21 protein-coding genes are annotated in these 24,088 nt (G+C 45.0%); 8 read left to right on the plus strand and 13 right to left on the minus strand.

The window, feature by feature from the left end:
* The first annotated feature begins 27 nt into the window (after window positions 1-27).
* Window positions 28-1,176 carry an acetylornithine deacetylase gene (argE, locus tag CWC29_RS14200; RefSeq protein WP_128727645.1) on the plus strand — a complete coding sequence of 383 codons (1,149 nt, stop codon included), beginning with the start codon at window positions 28-30 and terminating at the stop codon, window positions 1,174-1,176.
* A 56-nt stretch (window positions 1,177-1,232) separates the two neighbouring features.
* Here argE and CWC29_RS14205 read toward each other — a convergent pair whose 3' ends face one another.
* Entirely contained in the window at window positions 1,233-3,656 is a 2,424-nt protein-coding gene (locus CWC29_RS14205) for a zinc-dependent metalloprotease (protein WP_128727644.1), read from the minus strand.
* Window positions 3,657-3,810: 154 nt separating this feature from the next.
* On the opposite strand from CWC29_RS14205, the gene CWC29_RS14210 reads away from it, so the two are divergent.
* A complete protein-coding gene (locus CWC29_RS14210) occupies window positions 3,811-4,779 on the plus strand; it encodes a class 1 fructose-bisphosphatase (protein ID WP_095728022.1) in 969 nt (322 codons plus the stop codon).
* A 67-nt stretch (window positions 4,780-4,846) separates the two neighbouring features.
* On the opposite strand, the gene CWC29_RS14215 is transcribed toward CWC29_RS14210, so the two are convergent.
* The 7 genes from CWC29_RS14215 to CWC29_RS14245 all read right to left on the minus strand — a co-directional run bounded on the left by CWC29_RS14215 (window position 4,847) and on the right by CWC29_RS14245 (window position 11,722).
* Window positions 4,847-5,686, minus strand: a complete 840-nt coding sequence (locus CWC29_RS14215; protein WP_138524109.1) for a sulfurtransferase — start codon at window positions 5,684-5,686, stop codon at window positions 4,847-4,849.
* Window positions 5,687-5,690: 4 nt separating this feature from the next.
* Window positions 5,691-6,092, minus strand: a complete 402-nt coding sequence (locus CWC29_RS14220; RefSeq protein ID WP_138524111.1) for an adenylyltransferase/cytidyltransferase family protein — start codon at window positions 6,090-6,092, stop codon at window positions 5,691-5,693.
* A gap of 213 nt (window positions 6,093-6,305) precedes the next feature.
* Window positions 6,306-6,725 carry a group I truncated hemoglobin gene (locus tag CWC29_RS14225; protein WP_128727641.1) on the minus strand — a complete coding sequence of 140 codons (420 nt, stop codon included), beginning with the start codon at window positions 6,723-6,725 and terminating at the stop codon, window positions 6,306-6,308.
* Complete coding sequence (locus CWC29_RS14230) at window positions 6,726-7,553, minus strand: DUF3034 family protein (RefSeq protein ID WP_138524113.1); 828 nt, start codon at window positions 7,551-7,553, stop codon at window positions 6,726-6,728.
* The gene (locus CWC29_RS14235; RefSeq protein ID WP_138524115.1) at window positions 7,540-9,876 is read right to left on the minus strand and encodes a putative bifunctional diguanylate cyclase/phosphodiesterase; all 2,337 of its coding nucleotides are present in this window, start codon (window positions 9,874-9,876) and stop codon (window positions 7,540-7,542) included. Before CWC29_RS14235 ends, CWC29_RS14230 begins: the two co-directional genes overlap by 14 nt.
* A complete protein-coding gene (locus CWC29_RS14240; protein WP_138524117.1) occupies window positions 9,873-10,505 on the minus strand; it encodes a methylamine utilization protein in 633 nt (210 codons plus the stop codon). The genes CWC29_RS14235 and CWC29_RS14240 overlap by 4 nt, the downstream gene beginning before the upstream one ends.
* A 116-nt stretch (window positions 10,506-10,621) precedes the next feature.
* Window positions 10,622-11,722, minus strand: a complete 1,101-nt coding sequence (locus CWC29_RS14245) for a phosphoribosylaminoimidazolesuccinocarboxamide synthase (protein ID WP_017218410.1) — start codon at window positions 11,720-11,722, stop codon at window positions 10,622-10,624.
* A 188-nt stretch (window positions 11,723-11,910) separates the two neighbouring features.
* Between CWC29_RS14245 and CWC29_RS14250 the strand changes: the two genes are divergently transcribed.
* The 3 genes from CWC29_RS14250 (at window position 11,911) to CWC29_RS14260 (ending at window position 14,523) form a co-directional block, all read left to right on the plus strand.
* Entirely contained in the window at window positions 11,911-12,603 is a 693-nt protein-coding gene (locus tag CWC29_RS14250; protein WP_128727637.1) for an ABC transporter ATP-binding protein, read from the plus strand.
* A complete protein-coding gene (locus CWC29_RS14255; RefSeq protein ID WP_167815433.1) occupies window positions 12,597-14,006 on the plus strand; it encodes an ABC transporter permease in 1,410 nt (469 codons plus the stop codon). The genes CWC29_RS14250 and CWC29_RS14255 overlap by 7 nt, the downstream gene beginning before the upstream one ends.
* 64 nt (window positions 14,007-14,070) lie before the next feature.
* Complete coding sequence (locus CWC29_RS14260; RefSeq protein ID WP_408004177.1) at window positions 14,071-14,523, plus strand: DUF3299 domain-containing protein; 453 nt, start codon at window positions 14,071-14,073, stop codon at window positions 14,521-14,523.
* A gap of 290 nt (window positions 14,524-14,813) precedes the next feature.
* On the opposite strand, the gene CWC29_RS14265 is transcribed toward CWC29_RS14260, so the two are convergent.
* From CWC29_RS14265 to asnA, 5 genes are all read right to left on the minus strand, one after another.
* Entirely contained in the window at window positions 14,814-15,206 is a 393-nt protein-coding gene (locus CWC29_RS14265; protein ID WP_128727634.1) for a RidA family protein, read from the minus strand.
* Window positions 15,207-15,216: 10 nt separating this feature from the next.
* Complete coding sequence (gene spoT, locus CWC29_RS14270; RefSeq protein WP_128727633.1) at window positions 15,217-17,319, minus strand: bifunctional GTP diphosphokinase/guanosine-3',5'-bis pyrophosphate 3'-pyrophosphohydrolase; 2,103 nt, start codon at window positions 17,317-17,319, stop codon at window positions 15,217-15,219.
* 248 nt (window positions 17,320-17,567) lie between these two features.
* Window positions 17,568-17,843, minus strand: a complete 276-nt coding sequence (rpoZ, locus tag CWC29_RS14275; protein WP_010374289.1) for a DNA-directed RNA polymerase subunit omega — start codon at window positions 17,841-17,843, stop codon at window positions 17,568-17,570.
* A gap of 87 nt (window positions 17,844-17,930) precedes the next feature.
* Window positions 17,931-18,554: a guanylate kinase gene (gmk, locus tag CWC29_RS14280; protein WP_128727632.1), complete on the minus strand. Its 624-nt coding sequence runs from the start codon at window positions 18,552-18,554 to the stop codon at window positions 17,931-17,933.
* A 926-nt stretch (window positions 18,555-19,480) separates the two neighbouring features.
* On the minus strand, window positions 19,481-20,476 hold the full coding sequence (asnA, locus tag CWC29_RS14285; protein ID WP_128727631.1) for an aspartate--ammonia ligase: 996 nt from the start codon (window positions 20,474-20,476) through the stop codon (window positions 19,481-19,483).
* 161 nt (window positions 20,477-20,637) lie between these two features.
* Here asnA and asnC point away from each other — a divergent pair, with 161 nt between their 5' ends.
* From asnC to recG, 3 genes are read left to right on the plus strand one after another with little or no spacing between them, the layout of a single operon-like run.
* On the plus strand, window positions 20,638-21,096 hold the full coding sequence (gene asnC / locus CWC29_RS14290) for a transcriptional regulator AsnC (protein ID WP_010374296.1): 459 nt from the start codon (window positions 20,638-20,640) through the stop codon (window positions 21,094-21,096).
* Window positions 21,097-21,146: 50 nt separating this feature from the next.
* Complete coding sequence (gene trmH / locus CWC29_RS14295) at window positions 21,147-21,842, plus strand: tRNA (guanosine(18)-2'-O)-methyltransferase TrmH (RefSeq protein WP_128727630.1); 696 nt, start codon at window positions 21,147-21,149, stop codon at window positions 21,840-21,842.
* A 31-nt stretch (window positions 21,843-21,873) separates the two neighbouring features.
* The gene (gene recG / locus CWC29_RS14300) at window positions 21,874-23,961 is read left to right on the plus strand and encodes an ATP-dependent DNA helicase RecG (protein WP_128727629.1); all 2,088 of its coding nucleotides are present in this window, start codon (window positions 21,874-21,876) and stop codon (window positions 23,959-23,961) included.
* The last annotated feature ends 127 nt before the right edge of the window (window positions 23,962-24,088 follow it).

Genomic DNA, 24,088 nt, shown 5'->3' on the forward strand with positions numbered 1-24,088 from the left:
CTTTGAATAAGTATTTTAGGAATTTTTATGAAATTGCCCGCTTTTATGGAAATGTATCAGCAACTGATCGCCGCGCCATCTATCAGTGCATTAGAAGAAAGTCTCAACATGAGTAATCAGAATGTGATCCAGCTACTCGCACAGTGGTGCGAAACGTTAGGGTTTACCGTCGAAGTAACAGAGCTTGAACATGCAAAAGGAAAATATAATCTAATTGCAAGACGAGGCAGTGGCGATGGTGGGTTAATGCTGGCTGGCCACACGGATACCGTTCCCTTCGACGATAGCCGCTGGCAATTCGATCCTTTTAAATTAAGCGCGCAAGATAATAAATTATATGGTCTTGGAAGCATTGATATGAAAGGTTTTTTTGCTTTCGTATTGAATGCAATCTCAGAGCTTGATGAATTACAGCAAAATGCTCCTATCATGATTTTAGCCACCGCCGATGAAGAAACCACCATGGCTGGTGCTCAGGAAATTGCGAAACATCCAAGCTTGAAACCGGCGCGCTGTATTATTGGTGAACCCACTGATATGGTGCCGGTATTTACCCACAAAGGGCATATGACGACCGCCATCCGTATCGTTGGTCGTTCAGGCCATAGCTCAGATCCAGAGCGCGGCTTAAATGCCATTGAAATCATGCACCAGGTGATTGCAAATTTATTAAAGTTAAGAGAAGAATTAAAGAATAAATATTCAACTCCACATTTTGCTATTCCTTACCCAACTTTAAACCTCGGACACATTCATGGCGGCGACAATGCCAACCGTATTTGTGGCTGTTGTGAACTACATATTGATATGCGTCCTTTGCCTGGCCTGAGTATCAAGGAACTACAAGCCATGCTTACGGCAGCGGTGGCCCCCATCAATACACATTATCCAAATAGTGTCTCGGTTATAGATATGCACGAGCCCATTCCGGCTTTTACCGGCTCAACGGATTCTGCTTTAGTGAAAATGGCTGAGCGCCTGTCAGGACAACAAGCAATTGCGGTAAACTATTGCACCGAAGCTCCATTTCTACAGCAGCTAGGCTGCGAAACTATCGTTATGGGACCAGGTTCAATTAATCAAGCACACCAACCCAACGAGTTTTTAGCAATGGAAAAAATCCAGCCAAGTCAGGATATAATTAAGCAGCTAATAAGAGAAAGTTGCTTTAGTTAATTATAACTAAAAAGGGCGCTCACTCGAGCGCCCTTTTTTCAGCTTTGCTTTAAAGGCTAGATTGGTGAGCCTGGCGGCATTTCAAGCGCCTTAAAGCTTTCAGGCCACTCTCCCGAATCTAAGTAGTGATTGATTTGCTGTGCGAGCATATGTTTAAACGCTTGATCAAAAGCAACATCGCTAAATACCGAGGACTGATTAAAGTCTTTCGCAACTTTTGCTAAATAAAACTTTAACTGCGCTTGCACTTCAGGTGCGACTTTATCGTTGTTACTCAGTTTTACAAGCTTGGTTGCACTTAGGTATTGCACTCGTTGCTGTAGCTTTTGAGCCATACCTTTGCTGCCTGATTGAGCAAATACCTGCTGATATAAAGCCTCTAAAAGTGCTTGAGTACCAAAATATTGAGTATCACGTGCATGCTGCTGTGCGAGACGATTTAATCGCTGTGGATTAAGCAGCAAGTCAAGGCTATGGAGTGCGGCAACTTCTGGTAATGCCATCGCATCTAGAGTTAGCCCTGTTCTCCCCTTGATACTTTCGCGAGTTTTATACTCACCGTAAGCCTTAGGAGGTATTAACGCCAAAATAGAGTCAGGAATAGTCAACGCCGCAGGTGAGAGCGTACTCAAAAGCGCATTGGCTGCATTTTGCTGTACCTCTTTAGCCACGACTTTCGCGCCTTTTATCACCTCGTCACCACGGACTTCATAGTCATAGTCCACGCCACCAATCAGTTTTACTGCGGCTTCAACTTGGTAACGGTGGAAAAGATACAGTGGGACCAGCTTCTCCTCTAGCTGCGACAGAGCAACTCCTTTTTGAATACTGTGAATACCAAAGCTATTCAACGCCTGCTTGCGGACATCCAGCACACGCAGTAATTCGGCTGCGGGATCTGCCCCATTATCCCAAAGGTGCGCCGTTGGATGCGCTCCGCCCTGTGCTCTGGCGTCTGAATCAGAGATAAACTCAAGCCCTTGCGCCTTATTTTCAGCGAGAATAGCTGCAAGCTCAGTGGCTTCATCAACGTCACCGAAATCACTATAACCATATTTAATCACTTGCGTATCCCACGCGCCCATGCCTTTTGCGTAGCCCTTGGTAATATCAAGTTGGCCATTTTCAAATCCTACTAGTGGATGTGGATAGTCCATGACTGACGCGCGATCCTTTACCGACGCTGAGAAGTTGTGTGCAATGCCCAACGTGTGGCCAATTTCATGTGCACTCAACTGACGAATACGGTCTAGCGCCATAGCATGAAGTCGCTCAGTCACTTCATTACCCTCAACAAATGGCGCAGAAAGTGCTTCGGCAATAAGAATATCTTGACGGACACGCAGCGAGCCTAGCGTCACGTGACCTTTTAAAATTTCACCGGTACGCGGGTCTATCACCGACGCGCCGTATGACCACCCTCGAGTCGCGCGATGCACCCATTGGATCACGTTGTAGCGAATATCCATAGGATCGGCATTTTCAGGGAGTACTTTGACTTGAAACGCATTTTTATAGCCTGCTGCCTCAAATGCTTGGTCCCACCATTTGGCACCATCAAGTAATGCAGTTTTGACAGGCTCAGGTACACCAGGATCAAGATAGTAAATAATTGGCTCTACGGCCTCCGAGACTTGTGCAGTTGGGTCTTTTTTCTTTAAGCGGTGGCGAGGAATGTAACGCACAAACATTGACTGTCCAAGCGCTGCAGAGTAATCCTTATGCTCGATACTCCAATAACCCGATTGCGGATGAAACGCACGTGGCTGGTAGTTATCGTCAGGCAGCTCAATTAAAGAATGGTGCTGATGTACTGTTAGCGTATAAGGTTCCGCACTCACCTGGCGTACATATTCACCAGGCTTTGTGCCTTTGAATGTCAACACGGCTTCCAGTTCTGTGTTTTTAACAAATGCCTTTGAACGCGACATAAACACAGCGCTGCGGCTTGAGTCTAAGCTAAAACTACCTTGATTACGATTTGCCAACGTGCGAGACACGCCATGCACGTCGCTGAGTAGATAAGGCGTGTAGTCAATTAGCACACTGTCTTTATCTTCTGCAACCACACTGAACCCGTGTAGAATGCTTGAAGCAAAAGCCTCTTTAACGCTTTGCTTTTCTGCCATATTATTCGCACTTGCGCGATAATAAGTGTTTATAGCGCGCAGCATTACCTTATTACCAAAACGCTCAAATTGAACTAAGTGCGTACCGCCTAACTGGCCACGGTCTAAGCCGATATCATTCGAACCCACACCATAAGGTAAACTATGCTGTAACAAGAAAGGAGCGTCTAGTTTGTCGATATCTAAGTAAAGTTTGCCGCTCGAATCATCGCTATAGAAGGCATAAAAACCGGGATGATGATTAAAACTGGCAGTAAATTCATCAATAGACTTAATTGCTGCGTGTGCTTGGGTTATCATACACAGTAGCAAAGTGGTTACAGTTTGAGTAAAGCACGTTATTTTTCTCATGGCTGCTCTTTGTTATTTATGGTTTTGAGGCTTAACCCCAGTTGTATATGAAATCGTATACAATTTACAGCCTTTCAAGACGAATTACAGCGCAGTTTATGGCACCTCTCACACTATTTATTGCCATAAACACAAGGTGATCAGGATTTAAAAAATGCGTAGACTCCCTCCGGTGTTAATTGAAGATGGTTGTTCTCGTGAGTTGGTTTCTCTAATCCGAACCATTCTCGCGGCATGTAAAGAAATATCGTTCCGTGTTGGCCAAGGTGCACTTTCAGGTGTATTAGGTTCAACCTTAGATGAGAACATTCAAGGTGAAACGCAAAAGAAGCTCGATGTACTTTCAAACCAGCTATTGAAAGATATTTTGCTTGAATCTGGCTATGTCAAAGCTATCGCTTCTGAAGAAGAAGATTACACCGTCGCCGGCAATCCAAAAGCGAACTATATTGTCGCTTTCGATCCGTTAGATGGTTCATCCAATACCGACATTAATTCACTAGTTGGTACTATTTTCTCTATAATGGAAGCCCCTGAAGGTTCAGATCCTAGCGATCCTGCGATCTTTATGCAGCCGGGTCATAAACAAGTAGCAGCGGGCTATGTGTTATATGGCCCATCAACCATGTTAGCGCTATCAACAGGCAAGGGAACTCGCTTGTTTACGCTGGACAAAACACACGGTAGCTTCCTACTCACGCAAGACTTTGCTGCCATTCCTGAAGACACGAAAGAGTTTGCCATTAACGCTTCAAACCAACGCCATTGGACCCCAGCAATGCAAAACTACATTGCCGATCTACTTGAAGGTGAAACCGGGCCGCGTGGTAAAAACTTCAATATGCGCTGGATAGCAGCAATGGTTGGCGATGTTCACCGCGTATTATGTCGTGGCGGACTATTCACTTACCCAGAAGATCGTAAAGATCCAAACAAACCGTTTAAACTTCGCCTACTTTACGAAGCCAATCCAATGGCGATGCTTGTCGAGCAAGCAGGCGGTATTGCCCACACTGGTCGTGAACGCATTTTGGATATTCAACCTGAGGAAATACACCAACGCGTTGGTGTTATCTTAGGTTCAAAGCATGAAGTTGAAGCTTGCCTTGCTTATCATAAGTGAGCTATTTTGAAGCGGGGAGATAGCTCGCTTCGCAAATGAAAAAGGTGCCAATGGCACCTTTTTCACATTAAATAGTGGTATAACTCGTCTCAACGGGCACATCGGGATCAGCGCCCCATTCACTCCACGAGCCGTCATATACCGTCAACTGTTTATAACCTAGCTCGTCAGCCACCAGCGCTAAAATACAAGCTGTAACACCTGAGCCACAAGAGAATATCAGAGGCTTAGTTTTATCCTTTGATAAGTCGTTGTATAGCACTTCAAGCTCAGTGAGTGGTTTAAAACGGCCATCGGCATTTAACAAACTCGTGTATGGCAGGTTTTTACTTTTTGGCACATGACCGCTGCGCATATCTGCACGAGGTTCTTGCTCTTCACCAGTAAAGCGCTTTGCACCTCTAGCATCAAATAGATAACTCAGTTCAGCGTCAATATTACTAAGCACAGCGGCTTTATCAACAAATGCTGTTTCATCATATGCAGCGACAAAGTTTCCTGCTTGTTGGGCTTGTGCGTATGCTTGACTCAAAGGATATTGTTTTTCACACCAAGCAGGTAATCCGCCATCCAGTACATAGACTTGTTTATGACCCATCATTTTGAGCATATACCAAGCTCTGGCAGCGCTAAACATGCCCTTATCATCGTAAGCGACTAACACATCATGTTGGTTGATACCAAGCTGCCGCATTTCTGCTTGAAATTGAGCAGGACTACAGCACATATTGGGTGTTTTAGCATGGGGATTAGCTAGCGTACCACTAATATCAAAACGCAGCGCGCCTTGAATGATTGCTGGGGCATTATAAGGGCCTGACTGACCCGGTTTCACAATACCAGCATCCAATACTTTCACTTTGCCAAGGTTTGCAAAGAGCCATTCCCTATCGACCACGTGCTTCATGCTATTACTTTCCTTCGGGTCTGCGTACGACCTCTATTATTTCCGTTGTTGAAATTGATGGAGTGCGCTCTAAATAAACCACATCACAGATATCTTTATATATATCGAACTTGTCTTTCCAATCATCACCCATCACCAGAACATCCGCATCAAAGTCTTTGATATATTGCGCTTTTAGCTCCAGAGATTCCTCCACAAACACCTCATCGACAAATTGCAATGAGCTAATGATCTTTAGACGATCTGCAATTGAGTATATTGGATTTCTACCTTTTTTCGCAAAGTTAAGCTCATCTGATGAAATCCCCACAATGAGATAATCACCCAGTGCTTTCGCTCGTTCTAAAATATTAACATGACCAACGTGGAATACATCAAAGGTTCCAAATGTGATAACTTTTTTCAACTTGGCTCTCTTTTTAAGCAGCACGGTTTGAGTTGTAACTCATTTTGGTATTTATTTGTCTCTAAAACCGTGACGAAATTTAAGATAATTTGGCTATTAGATTACAGGACTAAGCAATAAAATTCAGCTTTTTCTTTACTCAATCAGGTTGAAACCTTTAATACAAAATAACAACATAGAAACAGATTTTCCTACACGCTTTTGCTATCGAGACTACAATTTGATGACCTCACTTCGCATCGGTGCTAAGCGTGCCAAAACTTGATTTTGTACAGAGTGAGCAATCCCAACCTCATTCATTGCGTTGATCAAGAGATCAACCACCCGATTAAAGTCAGACTCACTAATAGCCATGCCAGTGTGGATCTGCACCATGCTATCACCTTCATAATCACAAGGGCCATCTAAGGTATCGCATAGGTGAGTGATAAACCCTTCACGAAAGTGCCTAACATTGGACTCTCTAAAATACGGTAAAATAACGTCGTCATTGCCAATCTGTTTAATAAACGCATCTACTAGCTTTTCTGCGCCAACGCTTCCACCTATTTGCTCATACAGGGAGGTTTGTGGGGTTGAAGCACTACACGCCACGAGGAAAAGCAAGATTGCCGTTAGTGGAAGCCATTTCATTTAAAAGTACCCCGTAACAGATAGATACCAACCCGTTTGAGAAGGTTGCCCTGCGATTTTTCCAAGGTCTAGCCATGCCGCCGTAACACTCACTGACTTATTCGGGATCCAAGCGACAAATACATCTTTCCAATCTGATTCACCAAGCCCAAGGTTGTTGGATTTTTGGCGGTACTCTGCACCGACAGCCCAATGCCTAGATAAAAACACTGCACTGCTGGCTTCTAGTTGCCAAGGCGCACTATCGTTAGCACCACCATAACCTAGTATGCCAAGTTGATTAGCTCTAGAGTGTCTCATCGTAATATTCCAGAACCAGTTATAACCGCCTACAGCACTCAAATGCAGTTTGCTTGCAGCTAAGTAATAATCCGTTCCTGAGTCATCTTCAGCGCCGAGCAAATTGGCAACCGTAGCATCATCCAAGGACTTATGCTGAATACCAAAGCTCAATTGTGGATATTTACTGTAGACAATATCGCCATATAGCCGCACCTTGGCACCGACAATATCTTGCTCAATATCAAGATTAAGCGCATCCACATCGAAGTTTTGCCGAGCGAAACTTAACTCTACGCGATCGAATAAGTTGGCTTGAACGCCACACACATCGAGCTGGTAGTCTTTCAGACTAGCTCGGCTGCAAAACCCGCTGGCCGACCATTCATCTTCCGAAGCATATCCAGCAAGCTGCGCCCACGGCACAATGCCACCACCGGCACTACCTTCGACCTGTGATACCCCAGGAGTCGCTAGTAACTTTCCTGTTGCGGCGTAAGTTGGCCCGCATAGTAATAAGCACAGGGCAAAAACATTAGCCCACTTCATTATATCTCCCCAGCCACAGGTCAAAGTCAGCGGCTTTCAGCGGCTTACTTAGATAGTAACCTTGTGCATAATCACACTGCATTGACTCAAGTAGCTCAAGCGATGCCTTGTCTTCAACGCCTTCCGCAACCACGCTAAAACCAAGTTGGTGACCAAGCGTGATGGTGGAGCGCACAATAAATTGGTCTTTTTCCGATTGGGCGAGCTTTAAAATAAATACCTTGTCGAGTTTCAGCTCATCAATAGGTAACATTTTTAATCGACCAAGGGAGGTTTGACCCACGCCATAATCATCAAGTGAGACCTGTACGCCAAGCTGTTTGAGCGCTTGGAGAACCGCAATGCCTTTTTCCTCATTCTCAATCATGTCTCGCTCAGTAAGCTCTATGGTGATCAACTCAGGTTTGACGTTATATGTGTCTAGTAGCGTCTTAAGATGAGACAAGAAGTTTTTATCTGCAATGTCTTGTGCCGATACATTAATAGCCGCCTTGATACGTTCACCTTGACGTACCCAGTTAGCAACTTGAGACACCACGGTTTTTACTACCCACTGAGTTAACTCAACAATCAAACCTGATTGCTCGGCAAGATCGATAAATAGTTCGGGCGACACCCATTCACCATTTTTACGTTGCCAACGAATAAGAGACTCAACCTTGTCAATACGATTGGTTTTCATATTTAGCTTTGGTTGATAGGTCATAAAAAGCTGACCATCGTCGTTGGCGATAGCGTGTTTTAGTTCATCAATAATTTGCAGGCGCTCTAGATGGGCTTCATCTTCACCTGATTGATAGTAGTAAACATCATGGCCATCGTGCGCCGCAGTATCAACTGCGATCAAAGCCCGGCGAACGACATCCTCAGGAGTATGCGCTTGTTTGGGGTAATGCACCACGCCGATACTAAAGCGGAGCGAAATATCTAACCCCTGCACAGTATAAGGTTTACTCAAGCCTTGATTTAGCATTTCAGCACATTCAACAATACCGAGCACAGCACTTTGCGGATCGGCGCACGCACTCGCGGGGTGTGCAACTAAAAACTCATCGCCGCCAAGCCTAACATTCAATCCGCCTTCAGCAGTATTAATCTCCGCTATCCGGTTCGCTACGGCTTTAATACAATCATCTCCTACCCGAGGGCCGAGTTTGTCGTTGATATGGCGTAACCCCTTTATGTCTATGGCAATAAAATAATATTCAGCGCCGCCACTGAGCATGTAATGCAACTTATCCAAAGCCGCATTACGATTAAAAAACCCTGTTAAATGGTCATGACTAGCTTGAAAGCGGATCTGCTCCTCACGCTCTTGAATGTCTTCACCCATATCATTAAAAGCATCAACAAGCTGGCAAATTTCTTGGGTCGGTCGAGCCTCTTCGAGTTTGGCGGAGTAATCTCCTCTTGCAAAGCATTTTGCCAACTCAGTAAGCTTACTAAGCGGTGCAGTAAGGTTTTTGGCAACAATACCACTGGTAATAAAACCAATAAGAATAGTACCGAGAGAGAGTAAAATAATGGTCAACACCATTTTATCGAATTCTTGATATTGAGTAGTTAAATCCGCGCTAAGTACCAAACTTACCGGGTTACTATCAAGAGAAGGTAAGTTCACCTCTGCACTTTCGTATACCGCATACTGACTAAACCAACGCGTTGTTTTTTGCGCCGCTAGGAAAGTAAATAAATCGCTACCAAGCGCAAGTGCAGGCAACGAGCTTGCTTTCAGGTTGTCAGCAACCCCAACAAAGCTTGTTTCCATTCCTGTAAGGTCTTTAAGCTCCGCAGCGACAGCTGTGCCTACTTCAAAGCCAATAATTGAGTATGCAATAGTTCTGGGCGCCCGAACAGGCAAAATAATCACTTGATACAACTGCTCACTAAGCACCACAAAAGCTGAGTGCTCAGTATGGCTTTGCAAAGCTTGCATCCAAGTTCTGGTGTCGCTAGGAAAGTCTAACCCTTCCCTATTAGCGGAGATCAGGTCACCTTTCACATCTAACAGCAGCATTAAGTCGGCATCAATACGGCGAGAGTGATTAAGCAAAACACTGCTGATAGTCTGTGCATCCCTCGTCGCCACCGCTTGTTTAAAGCCAAAATCAGAGGTGAGTACGGTGGCTGCAGTGACTAATAACTGCTCTCGCGATTTTAAATATTGCTGATAAACATTTTGCGCCACTTGAATTTTTCTTTGTACTTGCGCTTCATTGAATTTACTTGTGGACCACCAAAAACTTGCCAAGCTCATCCCTGCTGTTACTAAGATAAGCAAGATACAAAGACTGATTATTTTATTTTTAAAGCTGTTATTCATTCATGTTGTCCAAAGCGCTCGCCAAAGGTATTACGCGGCGCTGGATAAGTTGTTTTTATTGTTACGGACATTGGCGCCATTGTGTTCACTATTTGAACGGTTTGCCGACTGTCTATGTCATTATCTTGATAAGGATGCCACACCGTTACTTGCTTTGTAGAATTCGGCAAAGTCACCAATCCATTCGCATCAGATATCAATACTTGCTTGTCATCTGCAATATAAATATAGCCCACCATAGAGTCGTGAATGTTACAACCTAATACCACTACACCAGCGTTTTCAAACTTAAGCGGTTGATTTGGCGTGCCAGCGTATAGCTTTAGCTCAAAAGGTTTTACCGCAGAAAACGAATAAACGTGATGACGGATATCATCGCTATTGGGAAAATTAACCAATTGTCCTTTTTGGATGGTGAGGATGAAAGGAACAAATTGTTTATTGATTTGATCCATAACAGCCACATCGTTTGCTATAGCCTCGACAGGCTCGTTTATCAACTCAACAACTGCGTGCTGCAAGGGCTTGCCTTTGCCATCAAGCACAGTTAATTGCCCTGCATTTGCAAAGTTTAAATCTAAAAGAAATAAAAAACAAAAACTTAGTGGGAGCAGAACAGACGTTCGCATATCTGGCTCTATTTTTTGCAACAATTAGGTTAAGTAAAAGAGACCTTGCAATGAAAAGCAAGTGAATTGAGGAAATTGCCCTAATAAACGTGTTTATCAGAGCAATTGAAAAGGAATTAATCTATTAAACCGTACTGCTTATCAAGAATATCAATAACTTCTTGGCGAGGATCTGCAGGGATCGTTAGCTCACGACCAACGATTTTACTTGCGATCCCAACGTAAGTTTCGCTCACTGACATCATTACAGCTTCTGGCAATAGATAGTCGCGAGCAAGTGCTTCACGCTCAGGCATACGATCTTTATTCAGCAGTACATCGCTATCTGGTACGTTATTTATCAATAGCTGGCGGAAACCTTCTTTTGAGTTTTCAACGATCTTACCATCGCGATAAGCTGGGCCATCCCAAATACGTGACGAGTCAGGCGTACCCACTTCATCAATGTAAATTAGGCGCTCTTGGCCGTCTTTATCTTCAACGTAACCAAACTCAAATTTAGTATCTACAAAGATCTGATCAAGCTTCTCAAGCTCTTTACTGATCAGGGCAAAGCCCTCGGTTAGCAACTGCTCGTATTTATCCACATCTGCCGCAGATTTAAAGTTGAACGCCGCAAGATTATCTTCGATGTTTTTACGAGAGATGTTTACGTCATCCACTTCTGGTACGTCTGCTAAACCTTTGATGATCCCTTTGGTTGATGGTGTGATTAAGACATTATCTAGTTTTTGATTGGCCTCTAAACCTTCTGGTAATTGCAAGCCACAGAACTCCCTTACGCCCTTTGCGTAATCGCGCCACATACTGCCGGTAATATATTGACGCGCAATCGCTTCAACTCTTACCGTACTGGCTTTACGCACAATCCAAACATAAGGATGTGGAATATCAACAATGTGATTACCTGCAAGGCCAGCTTTATCAAAAAGTGAAAACCAATGTGAAGCAACGCTGTTAAGCGCAATGCCCTTACCCGGTACACCGTTAAGACCATTTTCACCTTGCCAGATACAATCAAATGCTGAAATACGGTCAGAAATGACCATAATTGCCAGCTCTGTACCAACCGGGACTTGATAGCCTTTTTCTTCAATTAAACGTGCACTGTCGGCGTCGGTTAACCAATAAACTGAACGTACTTTACCACTGTGAACCGCACCTTTAGTGCGAATTGGAAGATCGTCATTAACGTCTAAAACTTTGTAGCTACTCATTGTTACTCCAATGACAGGATTCGCCTTGCTAAAGGGCACAAAATAATGAGGGGGTTAGGGTCGCTATAATAGTCGAGCTGAACAAAAATCACAATTTAACTTACACGCTTGTTGTTGAGCTTAACTTGGTTTTGCTTTAGTCATTCTTGTTATACCATCACAATATTATTTACCAGCGTTGAGGCGTTATGCTTACGATATCTCAATTACAGTTTACATGGCCTAAGTCGAGCACTGCGGTGCTAACCATACCTAAGCTACATATCGCCCGTGGTGAACACGTGTTTTTACATGGTCCAAGCGGCAGCGGTAAATCGACTTTGCTTGGATTGATTGCCGGCACCTTGGATTGCCAGCAGGGAGTAATTGAAATTGCAGGTACAAACGCGAGCGCACTGAGCCGTGGCCAACGAGATAAGTTTAGAGCCGACCATATAGGTACTATTTTTCAGAACTTTAATTTGTTGCCCTATTTGTCGCCTATTGAAAACGTTACCCTTGGCTGCGAATTTTCCAAAAAGCGCAGGCAAAACATCTCCTCGCAGAATAAGTCGCTTGAGCAGGAAGCTAAACTTCTGCTTTCTGATCTTGGTATAGACGAGCACACTCAGCAGCGCAGTGTCGCGGAGTTAAGTATTGGCCAACAGCAGCGCGTAGCCGCCGCTCGCGCATTTATTGGCAGGCCCGAAATCATTATTGCCGATGAGCCAACCTCAGCCCTCGATGCCGACAGTCGTGATGGATTTATTAAATTACTCTTTAGCCAAGCCGCAGTTTACAGTGCATCTATTCTCTTTGTCAGTCACGACAAAAGCTTAGCGCCGTTATTTGATAGGCAAATAAGCTTACCTGATTTACAACAAGGAGCACCGCTATGCTAATCAAACTTGCGTGGAAAAGTACGCTAAACCGAAAAGCCAGCGTCGCCCTAACTCTAGTGACCATTGCAATTAGTGTCATGTTACTGCTGTCGGTTGAGCGTGTACGCCAAGACGCAAAATCTAGCTTTGCGAACACTATTTCTGGCACTGACTTAATTGTCGGTGCACGTACTGGTGATATTCAGCTTTTGCTTTCAAGCGTATTTAGAATTGGTCACGCCAATAATGCCGTACAATGGCAAAGTTACGAGTATATCAAGGCGCAGCGCGGTGTTGCTTGGAGCATTCCCATTAGTTTAGGCGATAGTCACAAAGGCTTTGCTGTGCTGGGCACTGATACAAGTTACTTCAGTCATTATCAATACGCTAAAAAACAACACCTCACCTTTGCCGCTGGTCGACCATTTCACAATAGCCAAGAAGTGGTGCTTGGGGCTATGGTCGCAAAAAAGCTGGGTTATCAACTGGGACAAAAAATCGTCATTTCTCATGGCATGGGCAATACCAGTTTCCATCATCATGATGACAATCCGCTGGTTATTTCTGGCATTTTGGCAGCTACAGGAACGCCTGTAGATAAAACGCTACATGTGCCGTTAAGTGCCATTGAGAGCATGCATAGCTCAGGCCACAGCAAGCCATCTCGAATAGTTGCACGAAAACAAGATGCAACGCACCATGAGCATGAGCATGAGCATGAGCATGAGCATGAGCATGAGCATGAGCATGAGCATGAGCATGAGCATGAGCATGAGCATGAGCATGAGCATGAGCATGAGCATGACAGTAAAAACAATAATGCTCTAGTTCACAACCTCGACTCCAAACCCGGTGATTTAATTGGCTCGACAAAGCAAATCACTGCATTTTTACTTGGCTTTGATTCACCGCTCTATACCCTCCAAGTGCGCAGAAATATTAATCAGTATAAAGGCGAGCCTTTGCTGGCAATTATGCCAGGGGTGACATTAAGAGAATTATGGGAAATGCTAGATATTGTCGAAAAAATCTTGCTTCTCATTACCCTTGCAGTGGTGTTGATAAGCTTGCTCGGCATGTTAACCTCATTGCTCGCCACGTTGAACCAAAGGCGTCGAGAACTTGCTATCCTGCGCTCCGTTGGTGCGCGGCCTTGGCATATCTTTACGCTCCTCATCAGCGAAGCAATTTTTATCACCGTGTTAGGATGTATTTTCGGTGTTGCGCTTTTTTATGCCTTGCTCATTGCTGCCCAATCCGGCCTACAAAGTCAATTTGGCGTAGTCCTAAATATCTCGGCGCTCTCAACCTATGAACTCATGCTACTAAGCGTTATTATAGGTGCAGGTACTTTGATAGGCGCAATTCCTGCCGCCCGTGCTTATTTTTACTCGCTTGCCGACGGCATGCAAATTAAAACCTAAGAGGATCAAGATGCAGTTAACCGCACGAACTCACGTTTTTTACTTCATTGCATTCATCGCTGCGATGATATTCAGTGGTATCGCAAGCGCGGCACCTCCTAAGGAGATATTTTGGGAAGATCTAATTCCAAAAGGGCATGTCCAGATTAGCAATCAAGATGCGGCAAGCCATGATGGCGCCGAACAAAATTGGGTGCAGCCTGACTTAGATGCCCCAGTCGTCAAAGAACTAGACGGTCAACTGGTGAGTTTACCCGGCTTTGTCGTGCCACTTGAAGGTGACAGCGAAGTCATCACCGAATTCCTGTTGGTTCCCTACTTTGGTGCTTGTATTCACGTGCCGCCGCCACCACCGAACCAAATTGTTCATGTCAAAATCAAAGGCGGTGTTCCGATTGAGAGCCTGTATGATGCAATCACTGTCAGTGGTACGATTAAGGTTTCTACTTGGAAAGGCGACATCGCGCAAACAGGTTATATGATGGAAGCCAAAGGCGTCGCGCCATTTGAGTTGTAGTACTATTTTGTCTTGCTTATATCTATTGTCTTAATTAAGTGCTCTATTTTGAGGCGAGAAAATCTTGCCAATAACACTGCTATCGCCAAGGTACCCACATCGATGTAGGCGAGGCAAAAATTTCTTATTTAGTTGCTCTAAATAAGAAATTTTAACGCTGTCAGCGTCAGGTTTATTCTTTCAAATTGAGCAAGAATTTAGGCTAATTAGAATTATTTTTGCTGCACAAATAATTTGCCCCCGCACAAGTGCGGGGGCAAATGAGTATACAGCTTACTGAAGCATAGCGCTTAGTTCGTTGAAGGCAGCTCCATAATACCGTCAATCTCAATTTGTGCACCTTTTGGTAGTTCTTTTACACCAATAGCAGCACGAGCTGGGTATGGCTTTCTAAAATACTGAGCCATTATCTCATTTACCGTTGCGAAGTTGCCCAAATCAGTTAGGAAGATATTAACCTTAACCATATCTTGTAACTCGCCACCAGCCTCTTCACATACTGCGATAAGGTTTTTGAATACTTGGTGCGTTTGCTCTGCAAAATCTTCAGAAATAAATTCCATCGTCTCTGGTACCAATGGAATTTGGCCAGATAAGTAAACCGCAGTACCAACTTTTACCGCTTGGTTGTAAGTGCCAATTGCCGCTGGCGCTTTATCTGTTGAAATAATTGCTTTGTTCATTAATGTTCCTTTATTTTTTACGATACACGCGTTGCACGTCTGGCATTACTCGAATTCGGCGCATAATATCAGCGACATGAATTCGGTTTTTCACGGTAACACCTAAATCAATCACGTATAAATTACTTTCTTTTTCGTCCGTTGCTATTTCGACAATGTTAGCTTGAGTTGTCGCAACAACATTGGTTAATTTAGCCAGCGCACCCTGGTGGTTAATAATTTCCACACGCAGCGCTGCTATGTATTCTTTCTCTGGGTTGTCTTCCCACTTCACGACGAAATACTTCGAACGCTCGTTGCGCCAACCTTTAATATTTTTACATTCTTGGCGGTGAACCATTAGGCCTTTACCTTGGCTCATATATGCTGTGATAGCGTCACCCGGCACAGGACGACAGCATTTAGCATAGGTTACCAACATGCCCTCTGTTCCGATTATCGCGGCTTTAGCACGTTTAGCAATATCTTCTACCGCATTATCATCTTGCAGTAAACGTTTCGCTATCAACACACTCATGATATTGCCACAGCCAATCTCAACCAACAGCTCCAACAAGGTATTGAGGTTATGTTCTTCAAGTACATTGTCGATTTGCTCTTGGGCAATATCATCTAGCTTATACTCACCCAGTGCCGAATCGAGCAAACGACGGCCCAGTTGGATCGCTTCTTCTTCTTGTTGGCTCTTGAGGTAATTGCGGATCCCAAGACGTGCCTTACCCGTTACCACAAAGTTCAGCCAAGTCGCGTTAGGGTGTGCACCTGAGCTGGTAATAACCTCGATAGTTTGGCCGGTATCCAGCGCTTTACTCAATGGATAAGGCTTGCGGTTTACACGAGCACCTACGCAGGTATTACCCACATCGGTATGCACGGCATAGGCAAAATCTACCGCCGTTGCGCCCATCGGTAACTCGACAATGCGGCCATCTGGCGTAAAGACGTAAATTTCTTCTGGGAATAATTCGGTTTTAACGTTTTCCACAAATTCAAAAGACGAGCCTGCGCTTTGCTGCAGTTCAAGCAAGCTTTGCATCCACTGACGCGCACGCTGCTGCGCGGTATGGCCAGCATTATCTCCAGACTTTTTATACATCCAGTGCGCTGCTACCCCTTTATCCGCCATATGATCCATATCATGAGTGCGAATCTGGATTTCTACCGGAATACCGTGCGGACCTACCAACGACGTATGAAGGGACTGGTAACCATTGGTTTTCGGTACGGCAATATAGTCTTTAAAGCGAGTTTCAATTGGCTTATATAAATTATGCGCAACGCCTAGCACACGGTAACAAGTATCCAGGTTGTCGACATTGATCCTAAAAGCATAAATGTCCATTACCTCGTTAAACATCAACTCTTTATTCAGCATCTTGCGGTAAATGCTATATAAGTGCTTTTCACGGCCTTTTACAGAGCCTTGAATACCCGCTTCTTCCAGTCTAGATTCAATTTCAGACTGAATATTACTGATCACTTCTTTACGATTACCACGAGCTTTGGCGACTTCTGAACGTAATGCACGATAGCGCATCGGGTATAACGCCTGAAATCCGAGATCCTCTAACTCATTTTTAATATCATGAATACCAAGGCGGTTTGCAATTGGCGCATAGATCTCTAGTGTTTCGCGGGCAATTCGACGACGCTTGTCAGGACGCAAAGCGCCTAGCGTTCGCATATTGTGCGTTCTGTCTGCAAGTTTAATAAGAATGACACGAATATCCTGCGTCATCGCCATGATCATCTTACGATAGTTTTCGGCTTGGAACTCTTTTTTATCTTTGAAGCTCAGTTTATCGAGCTTTGACACCCCTTCCACCAGCTCAGCGACCGTATCGCCAAAGATCTCCGCTAAGTCGTTTTGGCTAAAGTCTGTGTCTTCAATAACATCGTGCATAAGCGCAGCCATGAGTGTTTCATGGTCAAGCTTCATGCTCGCAAGGATCTGGGTTACTTCTACTGGGTGAGTAATATAGGGCTCACCGCTAGAGCGCGTCTGTCCCTCGTGTGCCTCACGGGCCACGACATAGGCTTTTTGCACCAAATCGACGTCTTCTGGTGACAAATATTCTGAGATTTTCTTTTTGAGGCCTTCAAACAGATACATTCACACTCCAATGTTTCAGAGAAGCTATACTCGATGAGTATAAAACGGGTTACAAGCTAGTTACTTAAGAATATACGATGAAACACCAGCAATGCCAATGAACAATTTATGCTACTTGTTAGGAAGTTAAAGGCGTTACGCGTTGTGTAATTTGCTGGTGATTTATATCAATTTGCTTAATTTCGATTGCTATAAAACAATAATGCCAGCAAAAAAGCTGGCATTATTGAATCTAGACAGTAGTTGGATTAGCGATTGCCACCAACGATTGCAGCTACTGCAGCAAGCTCTGCTGCTTCTTGGTGTTGCTGCTCTTCACGGTCGATAATATCAAGCGAGTCAGTGGTTACAAAACCTTGCTCAATTTCACGTAGCGCGATTACGGTTGGCTTGTCGTTTTCAGCATCAACCATAGGATCTTTACCGCCTACAGAAATTTGGCGAGCGCGACGCGCTGCTACTAAAATCAAGTCAAAGCGGTTACCAATTTTATCTACTGCATCTTCTACAGTTACGCGAGCCATCGAAGCACTCCAAATTCAGTTCATTATGCAAAAGGCTAGTTTACTGTATGTCTAGCCTTTCGCCAAGTATTGATGGTTAAAAAGTAATTATTTTAGCAAGTCGGCGATAAGTGCTTGATGACGGATAGACTGTGCTTGTTGCTCAAGTCTTGCGGCAATCACAATATGCTCAAGTTCACCACGTGTTTGCTCAAAGTCATCATTGACTAGAATATAGTCAAACTCGTTATAGTGTGAGCTTTCTGATTTCGCTTCAGCCATGCGACCTGCAATTACTTCTTGAGAGTCTTGACCACGACCATTTAGGCGTTTTTCTAGCTCCGCAGTTGAAGGAGGTAAGATAAAGATGGTCTTTACTTCAGGCATCAACTCACGCACCTGACGCGCGCCCTGCCAATCGATATCTAAAAACACATCAATACCAGCGGCAAGTTGATCTTCTATCGCTTGTTTTGAAGTGCCGTAATAATTTTCGAATACTTGCGCCCACTCGAAAAAGTCACCTTTGTCGATCAATTGCTTAAACTCATCGACAGAAACAAAGTGATAATGCACACCATTTTCTTCACCTGGACGAGGGGCTCGTGTGGTATGAGACACCGACACTTTAATGTCGTCGTGCTTTTCCAGTAGCGCTTTAATTAAACTTGATTTACCCGCACCAGAAGGTGCAGAAAGGATAAACAGATTACCGCGTGTAGCTGATGTCATAGTCGTTCTCAACAATAAATACCGGCCGAGTAATATTGGTTTACTCAAGTCTGCCGCAGTGCTAAAAGCGGGCATTATACCGAGTAAAGTAATAAGAATACACTAGGGATCAAAACAAGGAAAAGTCGAGGAATAAATTCAGCGTTGTGAGTAACCCAGAAACCTATCACTGTGCTAAATTTATTCCTCTAAAACGGAGTGTTATTTCGCCGCGTGAAGCGGCTCCTACCAGAATATTAACCCAGTTGGAGCGAGCTCACCTGGCGATCTTTTAACTGCTCGCCGCATAAAGCATCTCCTACCAGAGTATTCACCCGTAGGAGCGAGTTCATCTCGCGATCTTTTAACAGCTCGCCGCGTGAAGCGGCTCCTACCAAAATATTAACCCAGTTGGAGCGAGTTCACCTGGCGAACTCTTAACCGCTCGCCGCATAAAGCATCTCCTGCCAAAATATTAACCCAGTTGGAGCAAGCTCATCTCGCGATCTCTTAACAGCTCGCCGCGTGAAGCGGCTCCTACCAAAATATTAACCCAATTGGAGCGAGCTCATCTCACGATCTCTTAACAGCTCGCCGCGTGAAGCGGCTCCTACCAGAATATTCACCCCGTAGGAGCGAGTTCATCTCGCGATCTTTTCACTGCTCGCCGTGTGAAGCGGCTCCTACCAAAATATCAACCCAGTTCGAGCGAGCTCATCTCGCGATCTTTTAACCGCTCGCCGCATAAAGCATCTCCTACCAGAGTATTCACCCGTAGGAGCGAGTTCATCTCGCGATCTTTTCACTGTTCGCCGCGTGAATCGGCTCCTACCAGAATATTCCCCCCGTAGGAGCGAGTTCACCTGGCGATCTTTTAACTGCTCGCCGCATAAAGCATCTCCTACCAGAGCATTCACCCGTAGGAGCGAGCTCACCTCGCGATCTGTTTAAAGCAAATCAGCTACGCTGCTGCGCACTTCTTCAGGCCATACCCCAACTTGTACCTGACCAATGTGCTGCTTTTGCAACAGCAACATCACTAAACGTGATTGGCCAATACCACCTCCTATGGTTTGTGGTAATTCGCCCGCTACTAATTGTTGGTGCCAATCTAAACTCAAGCGTGCTTCGTCATCGGTTAATTTAAGCTGTCTTGCAAGTGAGTCTGGGCAAACACGAATACCCATTGATGAGATTTCAAAAGCGTCTTCTAGCACAGGGTTCCAAACTAAAATATCACCGTTAAGCCCTTGATATTTATCGCACGTTGGCGTTGACCAGTCGTCATAATCCGGCGCGCGAACGTCATGGATCTTACCGTCACCAAGCTCCCCACCAATACCAATTAAAAATACCGCGCCATATTCTTGAGCAATCGCTTTTTCACGTTGCTTGGCTGTGAAATCTGGATACATAGTGCGTAATTCTTCGCTGTGCACAAACGTAATTTTCTCAGGGAGGAATGCCGCAATGCCAAACTCATCCTCAACCACTTTTTCCGTTGCTTTAATTGAGTGATAAAGGGTTTCAACTGTTTCTTTTAATTTTGCCAGCGAACGCTCAGTGTTTTCGCAAATCACCTTTTCCCAGTCCCACTGATCCACATAGACAGAATGGATTGGCGATAGCTTATCTTCGTCAGGGCGTAGCGCTTTCATGTGCGTATAGAGGCCTTCTCCTTTAGCAAAGCCATAATCGCCTAGTGTTTTACGCTTCCACTTAGCAAGTGAATGCACTACCTCAAACTGCGCATCCGGTAGCGTTTTCACTTTTACTTGTACCGCCTGCTCGTGGCCACTTAGGTTGTCTTGAATACCGTCGCCCAAACGCGCCAAAATAGGTGCTTGTACTTCAACTAAACCCAATTGCTCGGTTAGCTGTGCTGAAAATACTTGTTTTACTCGTGCTATCTGTTTTTGTGTCTCTTGATACTTGCTCAACATGGTTAGGTCCTCATTCCCGAATTTGTCGTTTTGTTGAGTTTATATTTAAAGAAATAGACACAAACATCAATAACCCTCAACAAAAACACCTTTACATAATTATTTTCATCAAAAATATGCTATAAATTTTATATAAACGATAATTGTTAATGGATATTTACATGGAAAATTATGAGATCGACAATCTGGATAGATCCATCCTTCACGCTTTAAAAGAAAATGCACGAACGCCCTACGCGGAATTAGCAAAAAGATTTGCTGTTAGCGCCGGTACCATCCATGTTCGGGTCGAAAAAATGAAGCAAGCGGGGATCATTGAGGGAACTCAAGTGAGCATTAATGCCAAACGACTTGGTTATGATGTCTGCTGCTTTATCGGAATAAACCTAAAACACGCCGGCGACTACCCAGGAGCCATTGCACGTTTAAAAGAATTTGAAGAAGTTGTCGAGGCCTACTACACCACGGGCAATTACAGCATTTTTATCAAAGTGATGGCGCGCTCCATCGACCACCTTCAAGATGTGCTTATTAATAAAGTGCAAACCATTGAGTCTATCCAGTCAACCGAAACACTAATCTCACTGCAAAACCCAATTCAGCGCACCGTTATGCCCTAGCTTCTTTTTTGTTATAATCGCGGGAATTTTTTGATTAGAGTAGTAAGTAGATGGCTGAGAATAGATTCCATCGTGTAAAAAGCGTATTAGATAGACGCCAAACCGACCTCACTGTGTGCCTAGATGAAGTACATAAGCACCATAATCTGTCAGCGATAGTACGTACCGCAGACGCGGTTGGCTGTCACCACGTACACGCAGTATGGCCACAAGATCAAAGACGGTTAACAAACAATACCTCAGGCGGAAGCAAAAATTGGGTTGAAACCCATATGCATGAGGATATCGACCAAGCTGTTGCGACAATTCGTGAACAAAACCCAGGTGTACAATTATTAGCAACCAACCTTAGCGATAGCGCCGTTGATTTTCGTGAAATTGATTACACCAAACCTACCGCAATTATTGTCGGGCAAGAGCGTTTAGGGATCTCAGAGCGCGCACTTGAGCATGCGGATCAGCACATCGTGATCCCAATGCAAGGTATGGTGCAATCACTCAATGTGTCTGTTGCTGCAGCGCTTATTTTATACGAAGCGCAGCGCCAAAGAGATGCAGCCGGACTGTACAAACGTACAGATATGATGGATCCTGTGGTAAAACATAAGTTACTATTTGAAGGATGTCATCCAATCATTGCAACCCGCTGTCGCGAAAAAGGGCTACCTTACCCGGCACTTGATGAGCATGGTGAAATTGTTGCAGACGACGCTTTTTGGGACATTCTTAAGTTTACGCAGAAGTAATAAATAACGCGGATCGCGCTAGAGGATTAGCATGTCGACACCAAATTTGGCCACTTATCCAATCACCGAATTAAAAGGCGTAGGCCCAAAAGCAGCCGAGCGTTTGGCCAAACTTGGCATTCAATCAGTGCAAGACATGTTATTTCACCTTCCGCTGCGCTATGAAGATCGTGCGCGCACCTATCCTATCTGTGAGCTGCAAGCGCATAGCCATGTCAGCATTGAAGCCGAAATTGAACGCAGCGAAATCACGCAAGGCAAACGCCGCATGTTGGTGTGTTATGTTAATGATGGGACGGGGCGGATCGCGCTGCGCTTTTTCAACTTTAATGCGGCACAAAAAAATGCCATGCAAGCGGGCAAAGTGATCCGCTGTTTTGGTGAGGTTCGCCGTGGTCACTATGGCTTTGAAATGGCACACCCAGAATACAGCATCAAAGAGACGCGCTCTGCACCGACCGATCCGAGTCTTGCGACGCTTACCCCAGTTTATCCTACCACCGAAGGATTAAAGCAACTGAGCATTCGGGCAATTGCCGATCAAGCCGTTGAGTTACTGCGAAAATATGATGTACCAGACTATTTACCAGCTCAGTATCGGCCATCACAGCAAAGCTTAAAAGAAGCGCTGTTGTTACTGCACCGTCCACCACAGGAAGTGGATTTAGCGCAATTAGAGCTCGGGCAACACCCCGCGCAAGCACGCTTAGCGTTTGAAGAGTTATTGGCGCAAAACCTCAGCTTGCTTAAGCTCAGGCAAAAAGGCCAAGCGGTAAAAGCGGTTGCACTAGCGCCCACCAATCCACTTGAAGCCCAGTTTTTGTCGGCCTTGCCATTTGCCCCCACCAATGCCCAAAGCCGAGTAGTGGCAGAGATCAAAGGCGATTTACAACACCCCTACCCTATGATGCGGTTGGTGCAAGGGGATGTCGGCTCAGGAAAAACCCTTGTGGCAGCACTCAGCGCGTTAACGGCTATCGCACAGGGTTACCAAGTAGCACTGATGGCACCCACAGAGATCCTTTCCGAGCAACACGGCATCAACTTCCTTAATTGGTTTGAACCTATGGGTATAGAAACCGTATGGCTGGGTGGTAAAACCAAAGGCAAGGAACGCACTCATGCGCTGGAGCGAATTGCTTCAGGGCAAGCACAGATGGTGGTCGGCACCCATGCGTTATTCCAAGAGCAAGTACAGTTTTCTAATCTTGCGCTTATCATCATTGACGAGCAACATCGTTTTGGTGTGCATCAGCGCTTAGCGCTGAGAGAAAAGGGAAAGTTTGGCGATTGCTATCCACATCAGCTGGTGATGACTGCCACCCCAATCCCAAGAACTTTGGCGATGACCGCCTACGCCGACCTTGAAACCTCAATTATTGATGAGCTACCACCGGGCAGAACACCAATCACAACCGTCGCCGTGCCAGACACCAGACGCAATGAAGTGATCAAAAAAGTACAAAAGGCCTGTGTTGACGACAAACGTCAAGTGTACTGGGTATGCACCCTGATAGATGAATCGGAGGCGTTACAATGCCAAGCCGCAGAAGACACCGCCAAAGCACTTGCCGAAGCCTTGCCAGAGCTTAATATCGCGCTGGTGCATGGCCGTATGAAAGCCCAAGAAAAGCAGGCCATTATGGACGAATTTAAACAGGGTCATACTCATGTGCTGGTTGCCACTACCGTAATTGAAGTAGGTGTGGATGTACCCAACGCTAGCCTTATTATCATTGAAAACCCTGAACGCTTGGGTCTGGCACAACTGCATCAGTTGCGCGGCCGTGTTGGTCGCGGACAAATCGCATCACATTGTTTACTGCTTTACCATGCGCCACTTTCGGTCACTGCGCAAAAGCGTTTAGGGGTGCTTAGAGAAAGTAACGACGGATTTGTCATCGCTGAGCGCGACCTTGAGATCCGCGGTCCGGGTGAAGTGCTAGGCACAAAACAAACTGGATTGGCAGAGCTAAAAATTGCCGATCTTAGCCGTGATAAACATTTATTACCGCAAGTGAGAAGCCTGGCTTTTACCGTGCTTAAAAACCACAGCGATATTATTGACCCTATCATCTGGCGCTGGATGGGCGATAAGAGTGAGCTGGCCATGGCGTAAGCTTTAAGCTTTAGATGGTATAAAGATCGCGAGGTAAACTCGCTCCTACACGGGTAATTTGCTCCCATAGGCGAACACTATGGTAGGAGCCACTTTATGTGGCGAGCAGTCAAGAGATCGCGAGGTA

The sequence above is a fragment of the Pseudoalteromonas galatheae genome, assembly GCF_005886105.2.
In the GTDB taxonomy this organism is placed as follows: Bacteria; Pseudomonadota; Gammaproteobacteria; order Enterobacterales; family Alteromonadaceae; genus Pseudoalteromonas; species Pseudoalteromonas galatheae.

Bases quoted from the DNA above. Each gene is read 5' to 3' on its own strand.
- argE (WP_128727645.1), top strand. From the start codon at position 28: ATGAAATTGCCCGCTTTTATGGAAATGTATCAGCAACTGATCGCCGCG.
- CWC29_RS14205 (WP_128727644.1), bottom strand. From the start codon at position 3,656: ATGAGAAAAATAACGTGCTTTACTCAAACTGTAACCACTTTGCTACTG.
- CWC29_RS14210 (WP_095728022.1), top strand. From the start codon at position 3,811: ATGCGTAGACTCCCTCCGGTGTTAATTGAAGATGGTTGTTCTCGTGAG.
- CWC29_RS14215 (WP_138524109.1), bottom strand. From the start codon at position 5,686: ATGAAGCACGTGGTCGATAGGGAATGGCTCTTTGCAAACCTTGGCAAA.
- CWC29_RS14225 (WP_128727641.1), bottom strand. From the start codon at position 6,725: ATGAAATGGCTTCCACTAACGGCAATCTTGCTTTTCCTCGTGGCGTGT.
- CWC29_RS14230 (WP_138524113.1), bottom strand. From the start codon at position 7,553: ATGAAGTGGGCTAATGTTTTTGCCCTGTGCTTATTACTATGCGGGCCA.
- CWC29_RS14235 (WP_138524115.1), bottom strand. From the start codon at position 9,876: ATGAATAACAGCTTTAAAAATAAAATAATCAGTCTTTGTATCTTGCTT.
- CWC29_RS14240 (WP_138524117.1), bottom strand. From the start codon at position 10,505: ATGCGAACGTCTGTTCTGCTCCCACTAAGTTTTTGTTTTTTATTTCTT.
- CWC29_RS14245 (WP_017218410.1), bottom strand. From the start codon at position 11,722: ATGAGTAGCTACAAAGTTTTAGACGTTAATGACGATCTTCCAATTCGC.
- CWC29_RS14250 (WP_128727637.1), top strand. From the start codon at position 11,911: ATGCTTACGATATCTCAATTACAGTTTACATGGCCTAAGTCGAGCACT.
- CWC29_RS14255 (WP_167815433.1), top strand. From the start codon at position 12,597: ATGCTAATCAAACTTGCGTGGAAAAGTACGCTAAACCGAAAAGCCAGC.
- CWC29_RS14260 (WP_408004177.1), top strand. From the start codon at position 14,071: ATGATATTCAGTGGTATCGCAAGCGCGGCACCTCCTAAGGAGATATTT.
- CWC29_RS14265 (WP_128727634.1), bottom strand. From the start codon at position 15,206: ATGAACAAAGCAATTATTTCAACAGATAAAGCGCCAGCGGCAATTGGC.
- spoT (WP_128727633.1), bottom strand. From the start codon at position 17,319: ATGTATCTGTTTGAAGGCCTCAAAAAGAAAATCTCAGAATATTTGTCA.
- rpoZ (WP_010374289.1), bottom strand. From the start codon at position 17,843: ATGGCTCGCGTAACTGTAGAAGATGCAGTAGATAAAATTGGTAACCGC.
- gmk (WP_128727632.1), bottom strand. From the start codon at position 18,554: ATGACATCAGCTACACGCGGTAATCTGTTTATCCTTTCTGCACCTTCT.
- asnA (WP_128727631.1), bottom strand. From the start codon at position 20,476: ATGTTGAGCAAGTATCAAGAGACACAAAAACAGATAGCACGAGTAAAA.
- asnC (WP_010374296.1), top strand. From the start codon at position 20,638: ATGGAAAATTATGAGATCGACAATCTGGATAGATCCATCCTTCACGCT.
- trmH (WP_128727630.1), top strand. From the start codon at position 21,147: ATGGCTGAGAATAGATTCCATCGTGTAAAAAGCGTATTAGATAGACGC.
- recG (WP_128727629.1), top strand. From the start codon at position 21,874: ATGTCGACACCAAATTTGGCCACTTATCCAATCACCGAATTAAAAGGC.